This window comes from Rhodococcus sp. GB-02 (genome assembly GCF_053470465.1).
Window position 1 is genome coordinate 374,274 of sequence record NZ_JBPUKE010000004.1, and the last position, 19,781, is coordinate 394,054.

Genomic DNA, 19,781 nt, shown 5'->3' on the forward strand with positions numbered 1-19,781 from the left:
TGTGACCGCCCCTGAATCAGACTCGGACTCAGACCCTAACGAGATTGCCGCACTGTTCGACGTGACATCCGACGCTGTCGGAGACGAACACGTCGAACAGGCACTTTCCGAATTCGGCCTTGGCACAACGGAGATCACCGAGACCGCAGCCCGTATCCGGGCCAGTCGGTCGGAATTTCGTCGACTGCGCCGCCGCGAGAACGAATTGGCGGTCCTCTATTCGAGTGCGCGCGAGCTTGCGCAGGTTCGCGACGTCGACACACTGCTGCAGAGACTGGTCAACCGCGCACACGACATCATGGGTACCGACGTTACGTACCTGTCCGAATTCGATGTGGTAACCAGAGATCTGAACGTTCGAAAGACAGCAGGCGCGGTCTCGCCGGAGCTCCAGCATCTGCAGGTTCCTGCGGGCGCCGGCTTGGTCAGCGCGATTGCCGAATCTCGTGCGGCCCAGTGGGTCCAGAACTACAGCGAATACACGCAGTCGCGGCACGACGAGGTGGTCGACGCCGCGATAGTCGCCGAGGGTCTGGTGGCGATTCTCGGCGTGCCGATGCTCTCGGACGGCCAGATCCTCGGAGTCCTGTTTGCCGCCGACCGCCGGGAACGACGATTCACCGCAGATCAGATCGCCCTGCTCTCTGCACTCGCGGATCACGCCTCGGTAGTCCTGCAAACGGCACGGGCGCTGGACCGCGCCGAGGAATCCGCCGCCGAGACCGGGAGAGCACTCGACGAGCTGCGCGAGCACGTGTCCGCGCGGGACAAATCGAACATCGTCCACCAGGATCTGATCTATGCCGTTCTCCGCGGCGGTGGCTACGCCCAGGTAGCACGAACTCTCAGCAGCGCACTCGAGCGCAGCACCGTCGTCGTCGACAACGAGCTACGCCCTCTCGTGACATCGTCGGGTGAGCAGATCACGACGGTGCCGTTGCCGCTACCTCGTGCCGTGTCCGATGCCATCACCCAGAGTCGCCGCAGTGGCCGATGCACGTATGTCGCTGATAACAGCGAGACCCTGATCCAACTCGTCAGCGCCGTCACCGCCGGAGAATCATTCCTCGGGGCCATCTTGCTGAATCGATCGGACGCGCCGATCGGACCCGTTGAACTCCGGACCGTGGAACGGGCAGCTCAGGTAACAGCGATTCTCGTGTTGCAACACTCGGCGGAAGCAGCAGCGGATCGGCGCGCACGTGACGAACTGGTCGCCGACCTGTTGAGCACTGCGCCCGAACGACGGCGCGATCTCGAACGTCGGACCCGCAACCTCGGCATCTCCCTCAGCGAACTCGACACCGTCCTCGTGGTGTCGGTCGCTCCGGAACTCCGCACCGCAGCGCTCCGCGCAATCGGGCAGAGTCTGCCGGTCGGAGCTTTGGCGTCGCAGCACGCCGGATTGATCGCGGTGGTCTCGCGCTCGGGGAACCCGGCGGCCGCGGCCACCGTCGTTCACCGCCAGATCACCGGTTCGGTAGGACCTCACGCTGTAGTCATCGCGCCGGCGACAGCGGAGCGCCCCGAAGAACTCCCGGCGCGCTTCACCTCTGCGCTGCGCACGGCCCGCCTACTGTCGGCGTTGGGCAAGACCGACGGCGCGGTCACGACTGCGTCGTACCTGCCGTACACCGTTCTGTTCGGTGAGAATCCGGAATCACTCCATCAGTTCGTCGACGAGGTAATCGGCCCGGTACTCGCCTACGACCGTGACAAGGACACCGATCTCACGGCGACCCTTCGGGCTCTGGTCCGCAACGACGGGAGCCCGACCAAGGCTGCCCGCGCACTCAACTATCACCCGAACACCGTCGTTCAGCGTCTCGACCGCATCCGTACGCTCCTCGGTCACTCGTGGCGCGAAGACGAGAACTTCTTTCGAGTGTCCATGGCGACGAGGCTCGACGAACTTCGAGAAGTGGGAACCGAAGAGGGTGGAAGCGACATCAACGACAGCGGCGATGGTGCATGACACTACAATTTCGACCGATCGATGTGTTGTAAACACGTGGTCTGGCAGGCATCAATCTCCCTACTGTGAAGCGGAGCACAGAACCACTCCAGGAGGACGACCCCCGTGTCTATCAACAGCCGCATCGCCGATTTCCGGTCCTACGACGTCACCGCACGGCGCGCCGAGATCGTCCGCCAGACCGACCTGACCGAAGCAGACATCGCGGTCTACGACGCTGCCGACGGCCTCACCATCGATCAGGCCGATCGCATGGTCGAGAACGTCCTCGGCGTCATCGGCATCCCGGTCGGCGTAGCCACCAACTTCACGATCAACGGCAAGGACTACCTGATCCCCCTTGCCACCGAGGAGCCGTCGGTGGTCGCAGCTGCGAGTAACGCTGCTCGCATCGCACGCGGACTCGGGGGCTTTCACGTCTCGAGCACCCAGCCGATCATGCAAGCCCAGATTCAACTCGTCGACGTCGTGGATCCGTCAGCTGCCCGCATCCGGCTCCTCGAGGCACGGGAAGAAATCATTGCACTCGCCAACGAGCAGGACCCGAAGTTGGTCAGCGTCGGCGGTGGTGTAAGGGACATTTCGGTTCGCATCGTATCCTCGGACAAGGCCGTCTACGTCGTCCTCCACCTTCACGTCGACGTACGAGATGCGATGGGCGCCAACGCAGTCAACACGATGGCAGAGGCAATCGCGGATCGAGTGGCCGAGATCGGCGGCGGGCACGTCGTTCTTCGCATTCTCACCAACAAGGCAGATCTGCGGCTGACGCGCGTTCGCGCCGTGTTCGACGCCGAATTGGTCGGCGGTGCAGAGGTAGTGGACAACCTGATCCATGCCGCACGCTTGGCAGAGCTGGATCCCTACCGCGCTGCGACACACAACAAGGGCATCATGAACGGCATCAGCGCCGTGGTGTTGGCGACCGGAAACGACACGCGCGCAGTCGAAGCCGGGTGCCATTCCCACGCAGTCAACGCCGACGGAATCTACTCCTCACTCTCGCATTTCGAGAAGAATGCCGACGGCAACATCGTCGGTACCCTGGAGCTACCCATGCCGGTCGGCCTCGTCGGCGGCGCCACCAAGGTGCACCCGGTAGCGCAGGCCGCGATCAAGATGCTCGGCGTCGAGAGCGCCGAGGAACTCGCCGGCATCATCCTGGCAGTCGGTCTCGCACAGAACCTGGCTGCTGTCCGCGTTCTCGCCAGTGAGGGTGTCCAGCGCGGACACATGGGACTACACGCCCGTAACATCGCTGCCACCGCCGGAGCCCAGAAGAGCGAGATCGACGCCGTGGTTGCACGCCTGATCGCGGACAAGAGCATTCGCGTCGAACATGCCGAGAAGGTTCTCGCCGAGATCCGCGGCGGAAACTGACCACGATGACCGAAACAGCTGCAGGATCACCAGTGTGGAAGCCCACGCCTCATCGAGTGTCGGCGACGGGCCTACCGACCGCGGTCCGGGTCTACGAAGTCGGGCCACGCGACGGACTTCAAGCCGAAACGGTAGTGATCCCGACCGAGACGAAGGCCCAGTTCATCGAACGCCTGGTCGCGGCCGGTTCCCGCACCGTCGAATTGACGAGCTTCGTCTCGCCTCGATGGATCCCGCAACTTGCCGACGCGAAAGAATTGATGGGTCGGCTGCACCTGCCGGACTCGGTACGCACGGTCGTCCTTGTCCCGAACCGTAAAGGTCTCGAGCGGGCCGTTGCCGCCGGGGCGAGCGAAGTTGCAGTATTCGTCAGCTCCACAGAGGAATTCGCGAGACGCAACCTCAACTCTACGGTGGACGGTGCGATCGCCGCGGCTGCCGAGGTCACTGCCGCCGCGCGGGCCCTGGGACTTCCCGTCCGCGGTTACATCTCAATGTGCTTCGGCGACCCCTGGGAAGGCGCCGTGCCCGTCGAGCGTGTCGCTGACATCGCGAAAGCCTTGATCGACTGCGGTGCCACGTCGCTCTCTCTCGGCGACACCATCGGCGTCGGCACGCCAGGCCATGTGCTCGCCCTACTCGGTGCGATCCGCGAACGTGGCATCCCCACATCGCAGATCGCGATGCACTTTCACGATACCTACGGCCAGGCACTGTCGAACGTCTACGCGTCGTTGACTGCGGGAGTCTCCGAATTCGACAGTTCCGCAGGCGGTCTCGGACGGTGCCCGTATGCCAAGGGAGCGACCGGAAATCTCGCCACCGAGGACTTGGTGTGGATGCTCCACGGCCTCGGGATCGACACCGGCATCGACCTGGATTCCCTTTCCGACACAAGCAGTTGGATGGCCGAACAGATCGGACACCCGAGTCCGTCCCGAGTTGTCCACGCCCTCCGCACAGCACGCACCTGACACTCGTCACGCAAGCCTCTCATCTCGCAAGTCCCCCACCTCGCAAGCCTCTCGCCATGCATGACACTGGAGAAAACTGATGTCACCACCGCAGTCGGCAACGACGCCGACCACCACAACCGAGCCGACCGAGCAGCAGACGTACCTCGAAGTCTGGGGCGACACCGTCAACGGTCGACACCTCGCGATCTCCGTCCTGGTCGGCAGTGTCGTCGGCGCTTCGGCCCTTCTCGCGGCCCAGGAACTGTTCGAACGGATTGTCAATGAATCGTCGTTGGCCCAGGCGTACAGCCTGCTGGTCGGGATCGCGGCCTGCCTGCTCGCCGGCGTCGTCTGCGGAATCTTCATCAAGCCGAAGAGGATAGTCGCCTTGGCGGCCGCCGACGCGGAGTCGATCGACGGCGTCATCACGATGATGAGTGAACAACGCCAGGGTCTGGGCACTCTCGCCGACATTCCGGAGCAGAGCCAACAGGAACTTCGCGAACTCGGTCTGTACGACCATTTCGCCGCCGCCGAGGCCGAGCACGCACCGGCCTCGAACGCACCGAAGGACGGTGGGCGCGCATGAGTTCGGTCCTGACCAACGAAATTCTGATTGCCGTTCTGTTCGGCATCATCGGCGCGGTCGCATTCACGTTCATCGGATTGATTTCCGGCACGGACGAGACCGCCACCATCGCGCCACTGACGCTGCTCGTGATCCTGCTCGGCGCTCCCCCGGCCGCAGTGTTCACGTTCTTCCTCTCCGGCGCGATCGCCAAACACATGACGCACGCGGTGCCGACGATGCTGCTGGGCATTCCCGGTGACACGATGGCGATTCCGCTTTTGCCGGAGGCGCAGATGATGCGCTCACTCGGCATCCCGCACATCGCACTGCGCAAGGCTATTTCGGGAGCGGTGATCTCGGCGTTCGTCGCTGTGCCGGTTGCCGTCCTGTTCGCGACCATCCTCGCGCCGTTCGCCGACACCGTTCAATCGATAGCACCCTGGCTTTTCCTGGTCGCCGCCATCGGTATCGCCTACGCCTCGCCGGGCCGCTGGGCCGGGGTCGTCGCTCTCGTTCCCTTCGTCATCTTGATCCTCGGCGCCCGCGCGTTGACGTCGAATTACGATGTGTCGCTCAACATCAGCTACTTCCTTGCCATCGCAGTCGGGCCGCTGATCGCGGACCTCGCACTGACCTTGGGTCCGTCGACCCGTAAGGACATGGAGCGCAGTGAACCCAAAACTGTTGCACTGGCGCCGGACATCAAGGGATGGAAGGGATACTTCCCCAATCCCCTGAAGGTCCTCGATCGCAAGCAGATCGGTTACACCGCAGCCGCTTCCACGGTATCGAGCGCAACGTTCGTCTTCAGCCCCGTCGCCATGACCGTTCTGATGGGTGAGCTGGTAGGTGCGCGGATCAAAAACGGCTATCACCGACTGACCACGATGGTCTCGGCGAAAAACGGTACGACGGAATCCACCTACATCGCAGAAACCCTCATCCCGCTCGTGGCGTTCGGCCTCCCGCTCAGCCCGCTCGCGGCAGGTCCCGCGGCACCTCTCTTCAACGCTCCGCCGGTTTTCGAGACCAATCAGGAAACCGGAGTGATCAACAATCTCTCCACGTACCTGACGCAGTGGGAGTTCCTGCTCTACGGCCTGCTGGCAGTGGTCACGGCAACGGTCATCGCATATCCGTTTGCCATGAACTACGCGTACCGCGCTGCGTCAGCGGTGGTCAAGCACATCAGTCACGAAGCTGTGATCGCGGTGTTCACGGGACTCGTCGTCGTCATCAGCATCTGGGAGGGCGGCATCCTGGGCCTCCTGATCACCGTGACCGTCGGCCTGGTCGGTGGCCTTCTCGGGCGTCTGTTCAAGATTCACGGCGGTGTCCTGTTCATGGGTTACTACGTCGCCCTGTTCAGCGTTCCGGCACTGATCAACCTCTTCTGAATCTCTCGACACCACCAACCCGTGCGGACCTGCAAACACTGCGGGTCCGCACGGGTTACGTGACGTCTCCGAGCGTCAGCGAGACCGTTCGATTCCGGTCGTGTTTCTTCGCTTCGTACAAGGCTGCGTCGGCGCAGTCGACCAGTTGCGTCAGATCTGCGTCGCCGTGGGGCGAACACGCGACACCGATGCTGACGGTCGGCCCGAGGTCGCCCAACACTGCTGACGAATTCTCCGCCTGCGCGCGTCGAATCATCTCGGCCGTTGCGGTTGCACCTTCCAGATCGACACCTGTCATCAAAACGACGAACTCCTCGCCACCCAAGCGGGCGAACAGATGCTTGTCATCGAGGTTCCGCCGGACCTGATCGGCAAAACTCACCAACGCGGTGTCGCCGGCGCGGTGACCGAGGTTGTCGTTCACCAGCTTGAAGTGATCCAGATCCATCATCAAGACGCTGACCGGACGTCCGGAGCGTCGACGCGGATCGATCGCACCCATCACGCCGCCGCCTCGCCGCAAGAACTCGTCCCGCCGCAACGCACCGGTGAGATCGTCGTGGGTCACGGCTTGTGTCAGCGCCTCGAGCGCGCGGCGGCGCTCGAGGATCACACATGCCACCGCGATCGGCGCTACCGCCAGCAGCGACAATCCGATCTGGACCGACGCACTGACGGGCGAGAGGCCTTCGCTGGACAATCCGAGATGACCGTCGGCCGTCAGCACCAACGTCCAGGCAGTTGATACGGCTGTGAGCATCGACGTGACAAAAACATTGGTGAGCAAGGCTGCAGTCACGAGCGCGGGCATGGCGAACGCGATCGCTCCGGCGCCGCCGATCACCCACTCCAAAATGATGCAGATCGCCAGGAGCGCTGTCGGAACGAGCGATCGACGCAAAAGTGCGGCAACAGCTTTCGGGTCTCGATCAACTCGCCGAAGCGAGGGGAACGTCAGCACCATTGGGACGATGGTCATGTAGTTGACGAACTCACTCGAGAACCAGAGCAACCAGCCGTCCCACCACTGTCCGCCGAACAGCACACGGTTTGCGATTCCGCCGACGAGCGCTGCCATCGACGCGCCGACCACCGTCATCGACACGAGATATCCGACAGACTGAATACTGGTCAGACGACGATTCTCACCGTCAACCCAGCGAAAGGCGTAGAAGCCGCTCGCGACCCCGACGATGTTGGCCGCGTTGAGCCACACCGTGGACTCCCACGCCCCGCCGGTGATCAGGTCGGCTCCGACATAACCTGCCACTACGCAGATCCAGGTGAGCGGTGTCGCGGAACGCGGCGACCGAAAGAGAATCCCGAGCAGCAGCGCGTTGGCCGGCCAGAAGACAGCAAGCGTGCCGGGTAGCCGGCTCAGAATCCCGACCAGGCACGAGACGAAGACAACAACACCGATGAACACTGCGCGGCGAACGGCCGATGACGACAATCTTCCGACCGTACTCACCACCTACGTTCGACTGACCAACTCACAATTCGACAACCACGATCGGTGACTCGGGCACCCAAGACTCTGGGTCGCCCAAGACGCCGGCCGAAATATACCGACCGGATTCGTACGCGAGGGGCGCCGAAATCAAGGCGCCCCGCTGTGCCTTGGCTATCGATGCAGACAAATCGGATGTTACGGCTCTAGTTGGCCAAATGAGACTTGCCGAGCGCAGACCAAGCTGTCTGAGCAAACTCTCGGGCACTCGCGCTGCCGCTACCGGCCGGCATTGCTGCGACAAGGGGGACGCCGCTGACCGAGACCAGATCCTCGCGATTACACCTCTCGGCCAGGTCCGGTTCCTGTGGCCACGAACCGATCACCAACCCGGCGCAGTCCACGCCGGATGCCCCGAGCGCTTCCACTGTCAGAGCAGTGTGATTGAGCGTGCCCAGGCCGGAGGCAACCACCAGCAAGACCGGGGCTGACAAAGCCGCGGCAAGATCACGCGCGGTGAACCCGTCTGTCCCCAACCGGACCAGCAAGCCGCCGGCGCCTTCGATCAGAGTCAGGTCTTGAGTTGCGTCCAGGTCGGAAGCGACCCGGACCACGTCGTCGAGCGCCAACAACGGGAGACCACTTCTGCGCGCAGCAGTATCGGGTGCCAAAGGTTCGGGATACCGCGCCAACTCGACCAGTGTCACACCGCCACCGGTCAGACGCTCGATCTCGGCCAGATCACCCGCACCGTCCACGTCGACGCCGGTCTGCGCCGGTTTGAGCACAGCGACCGACTTACCCGACTGCAGGGCTACCGAGGCCAGTGCTGCCGTCACCACTGTTTTCCCCACGTCGGTCGACGTTCCGGTCACTACGAGAATGCTCATGCGCGGGCACCTGCCAATACTTCGCGCAGTACGAGTGAGATCTGCTCCATTTCGGCAGCGGACAGCGTTGCTCGTGCAGTCAGGCGCAAGCGCGACGTTCCTTCCGGTACCGACGGTGGCCGGAAACATCCGACGTGCAGCCCCTGGTCTCGGCACGCCGACGCGGCATCGAACGCCCGTTGCGGATCACCGAGAACGACCGAGACGACGGCAGATTCAGGCGATGGGGCCCCGGTGACGTCGGCGAGTTCGGACGCCCGGGCCAGGACGTCGAGCGCTCGCGTCGGCTCACGCTGGAGGACGGCGAGTGCAGCCCTGGCCGCGCCGACGGCAGCCGGTGCGAGACCGGTGTCGAAGATGAACGTTCTTGCCGCGTCGATGAGATGCGCGCGGATCTTGTTGTCGCCAAGTACAACTCCGCCCTGGCTGGCGAGCGACTTCGACAACGTCGCCGTCACGACGACGTCGGGTTCACCGGCCAAGCCCGACTCGTGAACGAGTCCGCGTCCACCGGCACCGCGCACACCGATGCCGTGCGCCTCGTCGACCAGCAGAATCGCGCCGTGTTCGCGGCACACCTGATGTATCTCCCGCAGCGGAGCGAGATCTCCGTCGGCACTGAAGACCGAATCGGTGACGACCAGCGCTCGCTCTTCGGATCTGGTGCGCAGCGTGTCGGCGAGAAAGTTCACGTCCGAATGCGGGGCAACGGCTATCCGCGCGCGTGACAGTCGGCAGGCGTCCACGAGCGAGGCATGTGATCCTGCGTCGGAGACGATCAACGACCCGGGCCCCGAGAGGGCCGTCACCGCGCCGAGATTGGCGGTGTATCCGGAGGAGAACACGAGACCGGAGTCCGCCCCGACGAACTCCGCCAGTTCGACTTCGAGCAGTTCGTGTTCGGTGGTGGTTCCGGTGACCAGACGCGAACCAGTGGCGCCTGCGCCCCAACGGCGCAGAGCCTCCGTAGCGCCCTCGATCACGTCAGGGTGCCGCACCAGTCCGAGGTAGTCGTTCGACGCCAGGTCGATCAGCGGGGAGTCGACCGTGCGCGGACGGAGTTCGCGGCGCAGTCCAGCGGCCCTACGATCCGCTTCGACGGCAGTGAGCCAATTCAGCGAGGTGTTCACTTTTCCGACCATACTTGAACACCGTTCAACTCAATGGTTAGGGTGCATCCGTGCTCACAACCGGACTTGATCCTCATGACGTCTCCGCCATCGATGCCGATGTCCTCTGGCATCCGTACGGATCGTTTCCCGCGTCGACTCGTCCGCTGATCGTCGACTCTGCCCAGGGGGCTACCCTGACGCTCTCCGACGGCCGCCGATTGGTCGACGGGATGAGCTCGTGGTGGGCTGCCATTCACGGCTACCGCAATCCCGTGCTCGACGCCGCCGCCGCGCGGCAGCTGGGCAAGATGAGCCATGTCATGTTCGGCGGACTGACGCACGAACCCGCCGCTCGCCTCGGGCGAATGCTCGTCGACATCACACCACATCACCTCGACAAGGTGTTCCTCTCCGATTCCGGTTCGGTGGCCGTCGAAGTCGCAGTCAAGATGTGCCTGCAGTACTGGCGGAGCCTCGGAAAGCCGTCGAAAAATCGCTTGATGACCTGGCGCGGCGGATATCACGGCGACACCTTCACCCCCATGAGCGTCTGCGATCCCGACGGCGGCATGCACTCTCTCTGGACCGACGTCCTTCGCCCTCAGGTCTTCGCCCAGACACCCCCGGCGGACTACCTCCCCGAGTACGTACAGGAGTTGGAAGCGCTGTTGGCCGAGCATCACGACGAGCTGGCCGCGGTGATCGTCGAACCGGTAGTCCAAGGCGCCGGCGGAATGCGCTTCCACGACCCCGCATACCTGATCGACCTACGTAACCTCTGCGACAAATACCAAGTCCTCTTGGTCTTCGACGAGATAGCCACCGGATTCGGACGCACCGGAGAACTGTTCGCCGCCGATCACGCCGGCGTCACTCCCGACGTCATGTGCGTCGGCAAAGCACTGACCGGCGGGTACATGAGCCTGGCGGCAACGCTGTGCACCACGGAGATAGCGGAGACCATCACCGCCGGTGACGGCGGCGGGCTGATGCACGGCCCCACCTTCATGGGCAATCCACTCGCGTGCGCCGTCGCGGTCGCGTCGACCGAACTCCTGCTCGCGATGGACTGGCGGCGTGACGTCGCTGCCCTCGAACATGGTCTCGCTCGTGGCCTCGCCGAAGGCGTCACCATTCCCGGGGTCGTCGATGTCCGCGTCAAAGGCGGAATCGGAGTGATCGAACTCGAACAGCCGGTCGACATGCAGAGCGCGACCGATGCAGCCGTCGACGCCGGCGTCTGGCTACGACCGTTCCGAAACCTCGTCTACGCGATGCCGCCTTACCTCTGCTCGGAGGCAGAGGTGGAACAGATCACAGCCGGAATGCTTGCAACCGCCCGCAGCCAGGCAAAACGGTGATCAGCGGCGTAGACAGTCGACAAGATTCGATCGGCTGCACCCGATAGGGTCTGATTCATGGATCAACCGCCGAGCGCGCCCTCAGCCACTCCCATCCCGGTATGGCCTGGCAGTGCGTACCCACTCGGTGCAACCTACGACGGCGCGGGGACCAATTTCTCGCTCTTCTCCGAGGTCGCCGAAGCCGTGGAACTGTGCCTGATCGCCAAGGACGGAACCGAAACCCGCATCAGGATGGACGAGGTCGACGGTTACGTCTGGCATGCGTACCTTCCGTCCGTATCCCCCGGCCAGCGATACGGCTACCGCGTGCACGGGCCGTACGATCCGGCGGCAGGCCTGCGGTGCGATCCGAGCAAACTGTTGCTGGACCCGTACGGAAAAGCATTCGACGGAGACTTCGACGGAGACCGTTCACTGTTCTCGTACGACGTCGAGTCGGCAGGCGATCCCGAACCTTCGGGAGACGACGACACTCCTGCAGTGGAGCCGGTAGACGCGACCGACGAGACGAGTTCGGAAGCCGAATCGGGCGAGGTGGTCCTCGAAGACGAGTCGCCCACGAGCGATCAGGAATCGGACGAGATCCTCGAGCCCGAACCCTTCGACCCAGAACCATTCGTCGACGAACCCGCCACCATCCCTTTCCCCCAACATGATTCGCTCGGCCACACGATGTCGACCGTCGTCATCAATCCCTTCTTCGACTGGGCGTCCGACCACTCGCCGAAGCGCCCGTACCACGAGACGGTCATCTACGAAGCGCACGTCAAGGGCATGACCGCGACGCACCCCGGAGTTCCGGAGGAGTTGCGCGGCACCTACGCCGGACTCGCGCATCCGGTGATCATCGAGCACCTCACCAATCTGGGTGTCACGGCGATCGAACTGATGCCGGTCCACCAGTTCATGCACGACCAGGTGCTGCTCGACCAGGGACTGCGAAACTACTGGGGTTACAACACCTTCGGCTTCCTCGCGCCTCATACCGATTACTCCTCGGCAGCAAAACCCGATGCTGCCGTCGCGGAATTCAAGGCCATGGTGCGTAGCTTCCACCAGGCGGGTATCGAAGTGATCCTCGACGTGGTCTACAACCACACCGCCGAGGGCAACCACATGGGGCCGACCATCAGCTTCCGCGGCATCGACAATGCTGCCTACTACCGCCTGGTCGACGGCGACGAAGAGCACTACATGGACTACACCGGAACGGGCAACAGCCTCAACGCCCGTCATCCGCATACGCTGCAACTAATCATGGACTCGCTGCGGTACTGGGTCACCGAAATGCATGTCGACGGTTTCCGCTTCGACCTGGCCTCCACACTCGCCCGTGAACTGCACGACGTGGACCGCCTTTCCGCCTTCTTCGATCTGGTGCAACAGGATCCGATCGTCAGTCAGGTGAAACTGATCGCCGAACCGTGGGACGTCGGCGAAGGCGGTTATCAGGTCGGCAACTTCCCAGGCCTGTGGACCGAATGGAACGGCAAGTACCGCGATACCGTCCGCGACTACTGGCGCGGTGAGCCGGCAACGCTGGGCGAGTTCGCTTCCCGCCTCACCGGATCCTCCGATCTCTACGAGGCCACCGGACGTCGCCCTGGCGCGAGCATCAATTTTGTCATCGCTCACGACGGTTTCACCCTGCACGACCTCGTCTCGTACAACGAGAAGCACAACGAAGCCAACGGTGAGAACAACAACGACGGCGAATCGCACAACCGATCGTGGAACTGCGGCGTCGAAGGCCCCACCGACGACCCGGAGATTCTCGAACTGCGTGGACGCCAGAGCCGAAACATTCTCGCAACGCTGATGCTCAGCCAAGGCACCCCGATGCTCGCTCACGGCGACGAGATGGGCCGAACTCAGCAGGGCAACAACAACGTCTACTGCCAGGATTCGGAACTGTCCTGGATGGATTGGACTCTCGCGGAAACCAACGCGGACCTCGTCGAGTTCACCAAGCGTGCAATTGCCTTGCGCGCCAAGAACCCCGTCTTCCGGCGTCGTCGATTCTTCGAAGGTCGACCTATTCGAAGTGGTGATCAGAGTCGCGACATCGCCTGGCTCACGCCGTCTGGCGAAGAAATGACTCCGGCCGACTGGGACAGCGGTTTCGGCAAGTCGTTGGCTGTCTTTCTCAACGGTGACGCGATCCCGGAACCGAACTACCGTGGCGAGCGCGTCACCGGAGATTCGTTCCTTCTCTGCTTCAACGCCCACTACGAAGATCTCGAATTCTCCACCCCCAACGCGGACTACGCGTCGGAGTGGACCGTCGTACTCGACACGTCGGTCCCCACCGGTGAGAGCGATACCGTGATCAAGGCCGGAACAACATTGGATGTAAAAGCGCGAGCATTGACGGTACTCCGCAGAACCGCTTGAGGGAGACGTGCACATGGCCCAGATAACCAGCACCTACCGACTGCAGTTGCGCCCGGACGCGTTCACCCTTCGTGATGCGGCCGCACTGGTGGACTACTTCGAGGCGTTGGGGGTCTCGCATCTCTATCTCTCCCCCATCCTCACTGCGACGTCCGGGTCGACGCACGGCTACGACGTCACCGATCCGACAACCGTGTCCGAGGGACTTGGTGGCCGCGAGGCGTTGGTGGAGCTCTCGCACGCGGTTCGATCACGTGGGATGGGCCTGATCGTCGATCTGGTCCCAAACCATGTCGGCGTCGCCAAACCTCGCGAAAATGCCTGGTGGTGGGACGTTCTCACGCACGGACGGTCGTCGGAGTACGCAGACTTCTTCGACATCGACTGGGTCGACGACAACGGAGCCAACGGCGCCGAGGGCAAGGTCTCGCTCCCGGTACTGGGCAGCCCGGACGATCTCGACGCACTGACCGTCGAGAAAGACGGTGAGGAAACACTTCTCGCGTTCTACGAGCACCGCTTCCCCGTCGCGGCCGGCACCGAACTCGGATCTCCACAGGAGATCCACGCCAGGCAGTCGTACCGACTCGTACCGTGGAACGCCGGAATCATCAACTACCGACGGTTCTTTGCCGTCAACGAACTCGCTGCGCTGCGCCAGGAGGACCCCCAAGTCTTCGAACTCTGCCATCGGCAAGTGAAGTCGTGGGTCGACGAAGGACTGATCGACGGCGTTCGCATCGATCACCCGGACGGACTTGCAAATCCGGCGGAATATCTCGGGCGCCTGCGAGAACTGATCGGACCAGATCAGTGGCTCGTGATCGAAAAGATCCTCGGCCACACTGAGCCACTCGATCCGCTGCTCCCGATCGACGGCACCACCGGATACGACGCCCTCAATCAGCTGGGCGGCATTTTCGTCGATCCCGCCGCCGAACTCGAACTGACCGAACTCTCGGCAGATCTGACCGGCGCCGACGGGGACAGTACGTGGTTGCATCACACCGAACGTCAGTTCAAACGCGACACCGGGCGCGGTGACCTGGCACCCGAGGTTCGCAGGCTCGTGCGCGCAATCCGACGCGAAACCGGAAGTCGTTGCAGTGAGACCGAACTGAACGACGCAGTCGTCGTCGCGATCGCCCGGATGCCGGTATATCGATCCGACTACAGTCCCCTTGCCGGTTTAGCCGCTCGCATCGTCGGCGACATGCACGAACTGGCTCCTGGGCATGAAGCGGCGTTCAACGTGCTGGCGCAGTCACTGGTGAACGGCGGTGAAGCGGCCGTTCGCTTCCAGCAGGTGTGCGGCGCCGTCATGGCGAAGTCCGTCGAAGATCGACTCTTCTATCGGACGGCGCGACTGGTCTCACGTCAGGAAGTCGGCGGCAACCCGGCATCACTTGCCGTCTCCGTCGCCGAATTCCATCTCCACAACGCGGACCGAGCGAAGCTGTGGCCGCGCGCGATGACGAGTCTGTCCACTCACGACACCAAACGCGGCGAGGACGTGCGGGCGCGGATCGGTGTTCTGTCCCAAGTGCCGACCCTGTGGTCCCGGCTGATTCGCGAATGGGAAGGCGTCTGCCCCAGCCCTGATCCACTGACCGGATTGTTCTTGTGGCAGAACATCATCGGTGTTTGGCCGGCCGACGGGCGTTCGGCGGCCTCGGTTCCCGAGCTGCGCGAGCGTATACACGCCTATGCAGAGAAGGCTGTCCGCGAATCCGGCGCAAAGACTTCCTGGAACGATCCGGACGTCGACTTCGAATCGGACGTGCACAGGTGGATCGACGAGGTGATCGACGGTCCGGTCGGTGATTCGGTCAGCGAGTTCGTCGGCCGGATCGCTCGTCACGGCTGGTCGGACTCCCTGGGCCAAAAGCTGCTCCAACTCCTCGGGCCTGGCGTTCCCGACGTCTATCAGGGCACTGAGCTGTGGGAGGACTCGTTGGTCGATCCGGACAACCGGCGCCTGGTCGACTACGGAGCGAGGCGATCACTCCTCGAAGCCGACGCCGCGACGATCGACGCGACGGGAGCCGCAAAGTTGCGCCTCGTTCGCACGGCGCTGACGTTGCGGCGCGAGAATCCCTCGTGGTTCGAGCGCGGTGAGTACCGGCCGATCTTCGCTTCAGGTTCCGCGTCCGGCCATCTGGTCGGGTTCTCGCGCGGCCCCGTCGGCGAATCGGCCAGAGTCGTTGCTCTGGCGACGCGGCATTCGCTCGGACTCTCGGCGCATGGTTGGCGAGATACTCGGATCGACCTTCCCGATGGCGACTGGGTCGACGCACTGAGCGGACGGCCCGTCACGTCCGCGGATGCGCGGGACATTTTCGACGCCGGGCCCTGTGTGCTGTTGACCAGAGCGCGCTAAGCGATTTCCGCTGACTGGACATTCACGCCCGAAAAGAACTTCGTCGCGCTAACTTCCGAAGAGCAGATTGTCACCACTATTCGGAGGTTTGAGCATGACTGCCAGTCGATTCACCGGGAAAGTCGCCTTCATCACCGGGGCAGCCCGCGGTCAGGGGCGCGCTGAAGCGGTCCGCCTGGCAGAAGAGGGCGCAGACATCATCGCCGTCGATGCATGTGTTCAGTTCGAATCCACCTCGTATGCCGGCGCCACCGAAGACGACCTTGCCGAAACCGTAGAACTGGTCAAGGCACTGGACCGTCGAGTTGTCGCCACCAAGACAGACGTCCGCGACTTCGCTGCTCTGTCCGCGGCGCTCGAAGCCGGCATCAACGAATTGGGGCGCCTCGACGTCGTCGTCGCGAACGCCGGAATCTGCTCTGCCAACATGTCGTGGGAAATCACGCCCGAGCAGTGGCAGGAAACGCTCGACGTCAACCTGACCGGCGTCTTCCACACCGCAAAGGCAGCAATCCCGCACCTGATCGAACAGGGCACCGGCGGCTCGATCATCTTCACCAGTTCCGTGGCAGGCCTGCGCGGGCTCCCCTTCCTCGGCCACTACGTCGCGAGCAAACACGGCATCACCGGCCTGGCGAAGACGATGGCCTCGGAATTGGGGCAGTACAACATTCGGGTCAACACCATTCACCCTCACGGCGTGGAAACCGGCATGCAGATGAGCGACATGAGGCCACTCATCGACGCAAACGCTCACACGCTCGGCCCGATCTTCATGCAAACCTTGCCCGATCCCGTCAGCCAGCCCGAGGACATTGCAGCCGCCGTAGCGTTCCTCGGTTCCGACGAAGCCCACCACATCACGGGGATCGCCATGCCACTGGATCTGGGAACGCTGATCCGCTGATCGAATCTTCTCGAATTTGTCCCGTCCTCGGGGAATATCGCTTCCCCGAGGACGGTTGCGCGACACATGACCAAAACTGTTGTAGCGCAGACATACGGAACGCCCGAGGTCCTGAAGCTGGTTGACGTGGATTCACCCTCGCCTGAGTCAGGAGAAGTCCTGGTCGATGTCAAAGCGATCGGCGTGAACCCCTTCGACTTCAAGCTCTACAGCGGCGCATTCGGCACCGACCCCGAGAAGCTTCCGATCCGCCTCGGCGGCGAGGCAGCGGGTGTCGTCTCGGCCGTCGGCGACGGTGTCACCGACGTAGCCGTCGGCGACGAGGTGATCGTCAGCCCTGGCAACGGTCTGTACGCCGAACAGGTAGTTGTGCCGGTCTCCTCGGTCACCGCGAAGCCCGCCGGCATCAGCTGGGAACAGGCGGCCGGCCTCCTTCTCGTCGGCGGAACTGCAGTCGATGCCCTCGACACCATTCGAGTCGGCTCCGGCGATACCCTCCTCATCCACGGCGCGTCCGGCGGCGTCGGCGCTATAGCGGTTCAGCTCGCCGCAGCACGCGGAGCCACCGTGATCGGCACTGCGGGAGCATCGAATCAGGACTACGTGCGCTCGCTCGGCGCCACGCCGGTGCTCTACGGCGACGGCCTCGAAGCGCGTGTTCGTGAACTCGCACCGAACGGTGTCGACGCCGCTTTCGACACCGCCGGAACGGACGAAGCCGTCGATACATCTTTGGCTTTGGTCACCGACAAGAGTCGCATCGTCACCATCGTCGCGTTCGGGCGAGCTCAGACCGACGGCTTCGCTTCCGTAGGCGGCGGTAATCCGGCGAGCGCCGAAGCCCGGTTGAAGGCGCGATCCGAATTGGTCGAACAAGCCGGATCCGGACACCTCATCGTGAAGATCGCCAAGACCTTCCCACTGACGGACGTCGCGCTCGCTCACACCGAGTTACAGAGTTCTCATCCCGCCGGGAAGTTCATCCTCATTCCCTGACTTTGCCTGGGGTTCCCTGAGACTGAGCGGCGAGTGGAACCAACAGAGTGGTGCCGAACGCGACGAGCACGGATTCGCCTTCGCGTTCGGCATGTACCTCGGCAGTGACGAACACCTGCTTACGCCCGGCCTTGACCGAGCGCGCCGTGGCGACGAATGCGGTTCCGACTCCTGGGCTCACGAAGTTGACCGCACAGTTGGATGCCGCCACTACGCCCACCTGTGTGAAGGCAGCGAATCCGCACGCGGTGTCGACTAGCCCCGCCACGAGCGCGGCGTGCAAGTGTCCCGCGTACTGGCCCAAATCCTCACGCCACTCGAGCCTCAGACGCACATGACCCGGTTCTGCCTCCGTGACTTCGAACCCAGCCCAACGGTTGAAGGCCGCCGACGCGTTGACCGCGCGCAACTGTTCGAGCATTTCAGAATTTTCCATGTAGACCAGTCTACATAGATTGTGGTGGATCACTGGGGTGTTTAAGCTCCAACTCGTGGCAACTCCCCCGAAACACCGCGACGCACTTGTACGAGCTGCGGCCGATCTGTTTCGCCGCCAGGGATATGCGGCAACAGGACTCAACGAGATCCTCAAGTCGAGCGGGGCGCCGAAAGGTTCGCTCTACCACTACTTTCCCGGCGGCAAAGAGCAAATCGGCGAAGAAGTCGTCCGCGTCGGCGGGCAGTTGGTCACCGACACTCTGACCGAACTCGCCGAGAGCCAATCAGACGCCGGATCGCTGCTGCGCGAATACGCGCGGTTGCTCACCGGATGGGTCAGCGATTCGGACTTCCACGAAGGCTCGCCGATCACGACGGTGTTGTTGGAACTTGCCCCAGATTCGGAGAGCGTGACAGCCGCCGGACAGGCGGTCTACCGACAGTGGACTTCGCTACTGCGCGACTCACTGGTCGTGTCCGGCATCGCACGTACGCGAGCGGAACGACTTGCCGTCCTTGCGGTGTCCGCGCTCGAGGGTTCGCTGGTTCGGGCTCGCGTCGAACAATCAGGTCAGCCGATTCTCGACTCCCTCGGCGAAGTCGCCGACTTGTTCGATGGCGCGATCGCGGCAGCGAACGCGACCTGAGCGAACGGCACTCTCGGTCTCATGAAGGCGCCGAAAGGTACGTTCGCTCGGAATCGGAGGGTGGGTCCGCGGACTTCTCGGCCCCACCTCGAGCACCACCTCGGGCCGCGCCGACACCGGCGACGACGACGCAAGCGATACCGGCCACAGCCAGAATGCTCGGTACCTGATGCAGCACAACCAAACCGATGAGCTGAGCGAACGCAGGCTCGAGACTCATCAGCGTGCCGAACGCCGCCGTGGAGAGCCTGCGCAACGAGACCATCTCCAAGGCGAAGGGGACGACGGGCAGCAAAATCGCGAGCCCGAGTCCCACGAGAATCAGGTGCGGGGTCAGTCGCCCAACGGCGGACTGCCCCACCGCAATTGTCGCTGCCAGTCCGGCAACCGCCATCGACACCGCCAGCCCGTTGATACCGGCAACCTCGTCGCCGACACGCTGGGTGAGCAGAATGTACATCGCCCAGCAGAGTGCGGCACCGAGTGCATAAGCCACGCCGACCAGGTCGACCGTGCCCGCCCACGGCTCGGTCAGAAGCACTACTCCGGCGCCGGCCAGAACCGGCCACAGAACGCGGCCACGCCCCCGCAGCAATGCAACTGTCAGCGGACCCAAGAACTCCAACGCGCTTGCCGTTCCCAGCGGAAGGCGCTCCACAGCCGCCATGAACAGGAGCGTCATCCCGGCGGTGACCACACCGAGAACCACGCAGGCCAGAAACGCCTTGCGGGTGAACGCAGACGGCCGGGGTCTGACAATGATCAGAAGAATGATGCCTGCCCAGGCGAGTCGGACCCACGCTGCTCCGTCTGCGCCGAGCTGATCGATCAGGCCCACCGACACGGCGAGCCCGAGCTGCACGCACAACATCGCCAGAACAGCCAGGCCGACGCCGGCTCGCGCTTTCGTATCCATAGCTGCAT

The 19,781-nt window shown here is 63.3% G+C and carries 16 protein-coding genes; 11 read left to right on the forward strand and 5 right to left on the reverse strand.

Annotated features, from left to right (window positions below):
* Window position 1 precedes the first annotated feature (1 nt).
* The 5 genes from ACSW29_RS26520 (at window position 2) to ACSW29_RS26540 (ending at window position 6,279) form a co-directional block, all read left to right on the forward strand.
* Window positions 2-1,975, forward strand: a complete 1,974-nt coding sequence (locus ACSW29_RS26520; protein ID WP_448278689.1) for a helix-turn-helix domain-containing protein — start codon at window positions 2-4, stop codon at window positions 1,973-1,975.
* A gap of 105 nt (window positions 1,976-2,080) precedes the next feature.
* A complete protein-coding gene (locus tag ACSW29_RS26525) occupies window positions 2,081-3,355 on the forward strand; it encodes a hydroxymethylglutaryl-CoA reductase, degradative (protein WP_448278690.1) in 1,275 nt (424 codons plus the stop codon).
* Between the two features lie 5 nt (window positions 3,356-3,360).
* Window positions 3,361-4,329 carry a hydroxymethylglutaryl-CoA lyase gene (locus ACSW29_RS26530; protein ID WP_448278691.1) on the forward strand — a complete coding sequence of 323 codons (969 nt, stop codon included), beginning with the start codon at window positions 3,361-3,363 and terminating at the stop codon, window positions 4,327-4,329.
* A gap of 79 nt (window positions 4,330-4,408) precedes the next feature.
* Window positions 4,409-4,900: a hypothetical protein gene (locus tag ACSW29_RS26535; protein WP_448278692.1), complete on the forward strand. Its 492-nt coding sequence runs from the start codon at window positions 4,409-4,411 to the stop codon at window positions 4,898-4,900.
* Window positions 4,897-6,279, forward strand: a complete 1,383-nt coding sequence (locus ACSW29_RS26540) for a tripartite tricarboxylate transporter permease (RefSeq protein ID WP_317826397.1) — start codon at window positions 4,897-4,899, stop codon at window positions 6,277-6,279. The genes ACSW29_RS26535 and ACSW29_RS26540 overlap by 4 nt, the downstream gene beginning before the upstream one ends.
* Window positions 6,280-6,334: 55 nt before the next feature.
* On the opposite strand, the gene ACSW29_RS26545 is transcribed toward ACSW29_RS26540, so the two are convergent.
* The 3 genes from ACSW29_RS26545 to ACSW29_RS26555 all read right to left on the reverse strand — a co-directional run bounded on the left by ACSW29_RS26545 (window position 6,335) and on the right by ACSW29_RS26555 (window position 9,761).
* A complete protein-coding gene (locus tag ACSW29_RS26545; RefSeq protein ID WP_448278693.1) occupies window positions 6,335-7,732 on the reverse strand; it encodes a diguanylate cyclase in 1,398 nt (465 codons plus the stop codon).
* A 203-nt stretch (window positions 7,733-7,935) separates the two neighbouring features.
* Entirely contained in the window at window positions 7,936-8,619 is a 684-nt protein-coding gene (gene bioD, locus ACSW29_RS26550; RefSeq protein ID WP_347872996.1) for a dethiobiotin synthase, read from the reverse strand.
* Window positions 8,616-9,761 carry an 8-amino-7-oxononanoate synthase gene (locus ACSW29_RS26555; protein ID WP_317826393.1) on the reverse strand — a complete coding sequence of 382 codons (1,146 nt, stop codon included), beginning with the start codon at window positions 9,759-9,761 and terminating at the stop codon, window positions 8,616-8,618. The genes bioD and ACSW29_RS26555 overlap by 4 nt, the downstream gene beginning before the upstream one ends.
* A gap of 38 nt (window positions 9,762-9,799) precedes the next feature.
* On the opposite strand from ACSW29_RS26555, the gene ACSW29_RS26560 reads away from it, so the two are divergent.
* The 5 genes from ACSW29_RS26560 to ACSW29_RS26580 all read left to right on the forward strand — a co-directional run bounded on the left by ACSW29_RS26560 (window position 9,800) and on the right by ACSW29_RS26580 (window position 17,772).
* Window positions 9,800-11,092: an adenosylmethionine--8-amino-7-oxononanoate transaminase gene (locus tag ACSW29_RS26560; RefSeq protein ID WP_448278694.1), complete on the forward strand. Its 1,293-nt coding sequence runs from the start codon at window positions 9,800-9,802 to the stop codon at window positions 11,090-11,092.
* Window positions 11,093-11,149: 57 nt separating this feature from the next.
* The gene (gene glgX / locus ACSW29_RS26565) at window positions 11,150-13,489 is read left to right on the forward strand and encodes a glycogen debranching protein GlgX (RefSeq protein ID WP_448278695.1); all 2,340 of its coding nucleotides are present in this window, start codon (window positions 11,150-11,152) and stop codon (window positions 13,487-13,489) included.
* A 13-nt stretch (window positions 13,490-13,502) separates the two neighbouring features.
* Complete coding sequence (gene treY / locus ACSW29_RS26570) at window positions 13,503-15,869, forward strand: malto-oligosyltrehalose synthase (RefSeq protein ID WP_448278696.1); 2,367 nt, start codon at window positions 13,503-13,505, stop codon at window positions 15,867-15,869.
* A 94-nt stretch (window positions 15,870-15,963) separates the two neighbouring features.
* Entirely contained in the window at window positions 15,964-16,776 is an 813-nt protein-coding gene (locus tag ACSW29_RS26575) for a mycofactocin-coupled SDR family oxidoreductase (RefSeq protein WP_347873000.1), read from the forward strand.
* 66 nt (window positions 16,777-16,842) lie between these two features.
* Entirely contained in the window at window positions 16,843-17,772 is a 930-nt protein-coding gene (locus ACSW29_RS26580) for an NADP-dependent oxidoreductase (RefSeq protein WP_448278697.1), read from the forward strand.
* Here the strand turns inward: ACSW29_RS26580 and ACSW29_RS26585 are convergent.
* Window positions 17,762-18,208, reverse strand: coding sequence for a PaaI family thioesterase (locus ACSW29_RS26585; RefSeq protein WP_448278698.1), 447 nt, complete (start codon window positions 18,206-18,208; stop codon window positions 17,762-17,764). The genes ACSW29_RS26580 and ACSW29_RS26585 overlap by 11 nt on opposite strands.
* A 55-nt stretch (window positions 18,209-18,263) precedes the next feature.
* Here ACSW29_RS26585 and ACSW29_RS26590 point away from each other — a divergent pair, with 55 nt between their 5' ends.
* The gene (locus ACSW29_RS26590; protein WP_448278699.1) at window positions 18,264-18,857 is read left to right on the forward strand and encodes a TetR/AcrR family transcriptional regulator; all 594 of its coding nucleotides are present in this window, start codon (window positions 18,264-18,266) and stop codon (window positions 18,855-18,857) included.
* Window positions 18,858-18,876: 19 nt separating this feature from the next.
* Here the strand turns inward: ACSW29_RS26590 and ACSW29_RS26595 are convergent, their stop codons facing one another.
* Window positions 18,877-19,773, reverse strand: coding sequence for an EamA family transporter (locus ACSW29_RS26595; RefSeq protein WP_448278700.1), 897 nt, complete (start codon window positions 19,771-19,773; stop codon window positions 18,877-18,879).
* Window positions 19,774-19,781: the final 8 nt, after the last annotated feature.

Excerpts from the sequence above, each read along its gene's own strand:
- ACSW29_RS26530 (WP_448278691.1), top strand. The coding sequence starts at position 3,361 with ATGACCGAAACAGCTGCAGGATCACCAGTGTGGAAGCCCACGCCTCAT.
- ACSW29_RS26595 (WP_448278700.1), bottom strand. The coding sequence starts at position 19,773 with ATGGATACGAAAGCGCGAGCCGGCGTCGGCCTGGCTGTTCTGGCGATG.
- ACSW29_RS26575 (WP_347873000.1), top strand. The coding sequence starts at position 15,964 with ATGACTGCCAGTCGATTCACCGGGAAAGTCGCCTTCATCACCGGGGCA.
- bioD (WP_347872996.1), bottom strand. The coding sequence starts at position 8,619 with ATGAGCATTCTCGTAGTGACCGGAACGTCGACCGACGTGGGGAAAACA.
- glgX (WP_448278695.1), top strand. The coding sequence starts at position 11,150 with ATGGATCAACCGCCGAGCGCGCCCTCAGCCACTCCCATCCCGGTATGG.
- ACSW29_RS26555 (WP_317826393.1), bottom strand. The coding sequence starts at position 9,761 with ATGGTCGGAAAAGTGAACACCTCGCTGAATTGGCTCACTGCCGTCGAA.
- ACSW29_RS26540 (WP_317826397.1), top strand. The coding sequence starts at position 4,897 with ATGAGTTCGGTCCTGACCAACGAAATTCTGATTGCCGTTCTGTTCGGC.
- treY (WP_448278696.1), top strand. The coding sequence starts at position 13,503 with ATGGCCCAGATAACCAGCACCTACCGACTGCAGTTGCGCCCGGACGCG.
- ACSW29_RS26580 (WP_448278697.1), top strand. The coding sequence starts at position 16,843 with ATGACCAAAACTGTTGTAGCGCAGACATACGGAACGCCCGAGGTCCTG.
- ACSW29_RS26535 (WP_448278692.1), top strand. The coding sequence starts at position 4,409 with ATGTCACCACCGCAGTCGGCAACGACGCCGACCACCACAACCGAGCCG.
- ACSW29_RS26585 (WP_448278698.1), bottom strand. The coding sequence starts at position 18,208 with ATGGAAAATTCTGAAATGCTCGAACAGTTGCGCGCGGTCAACGCGTCG.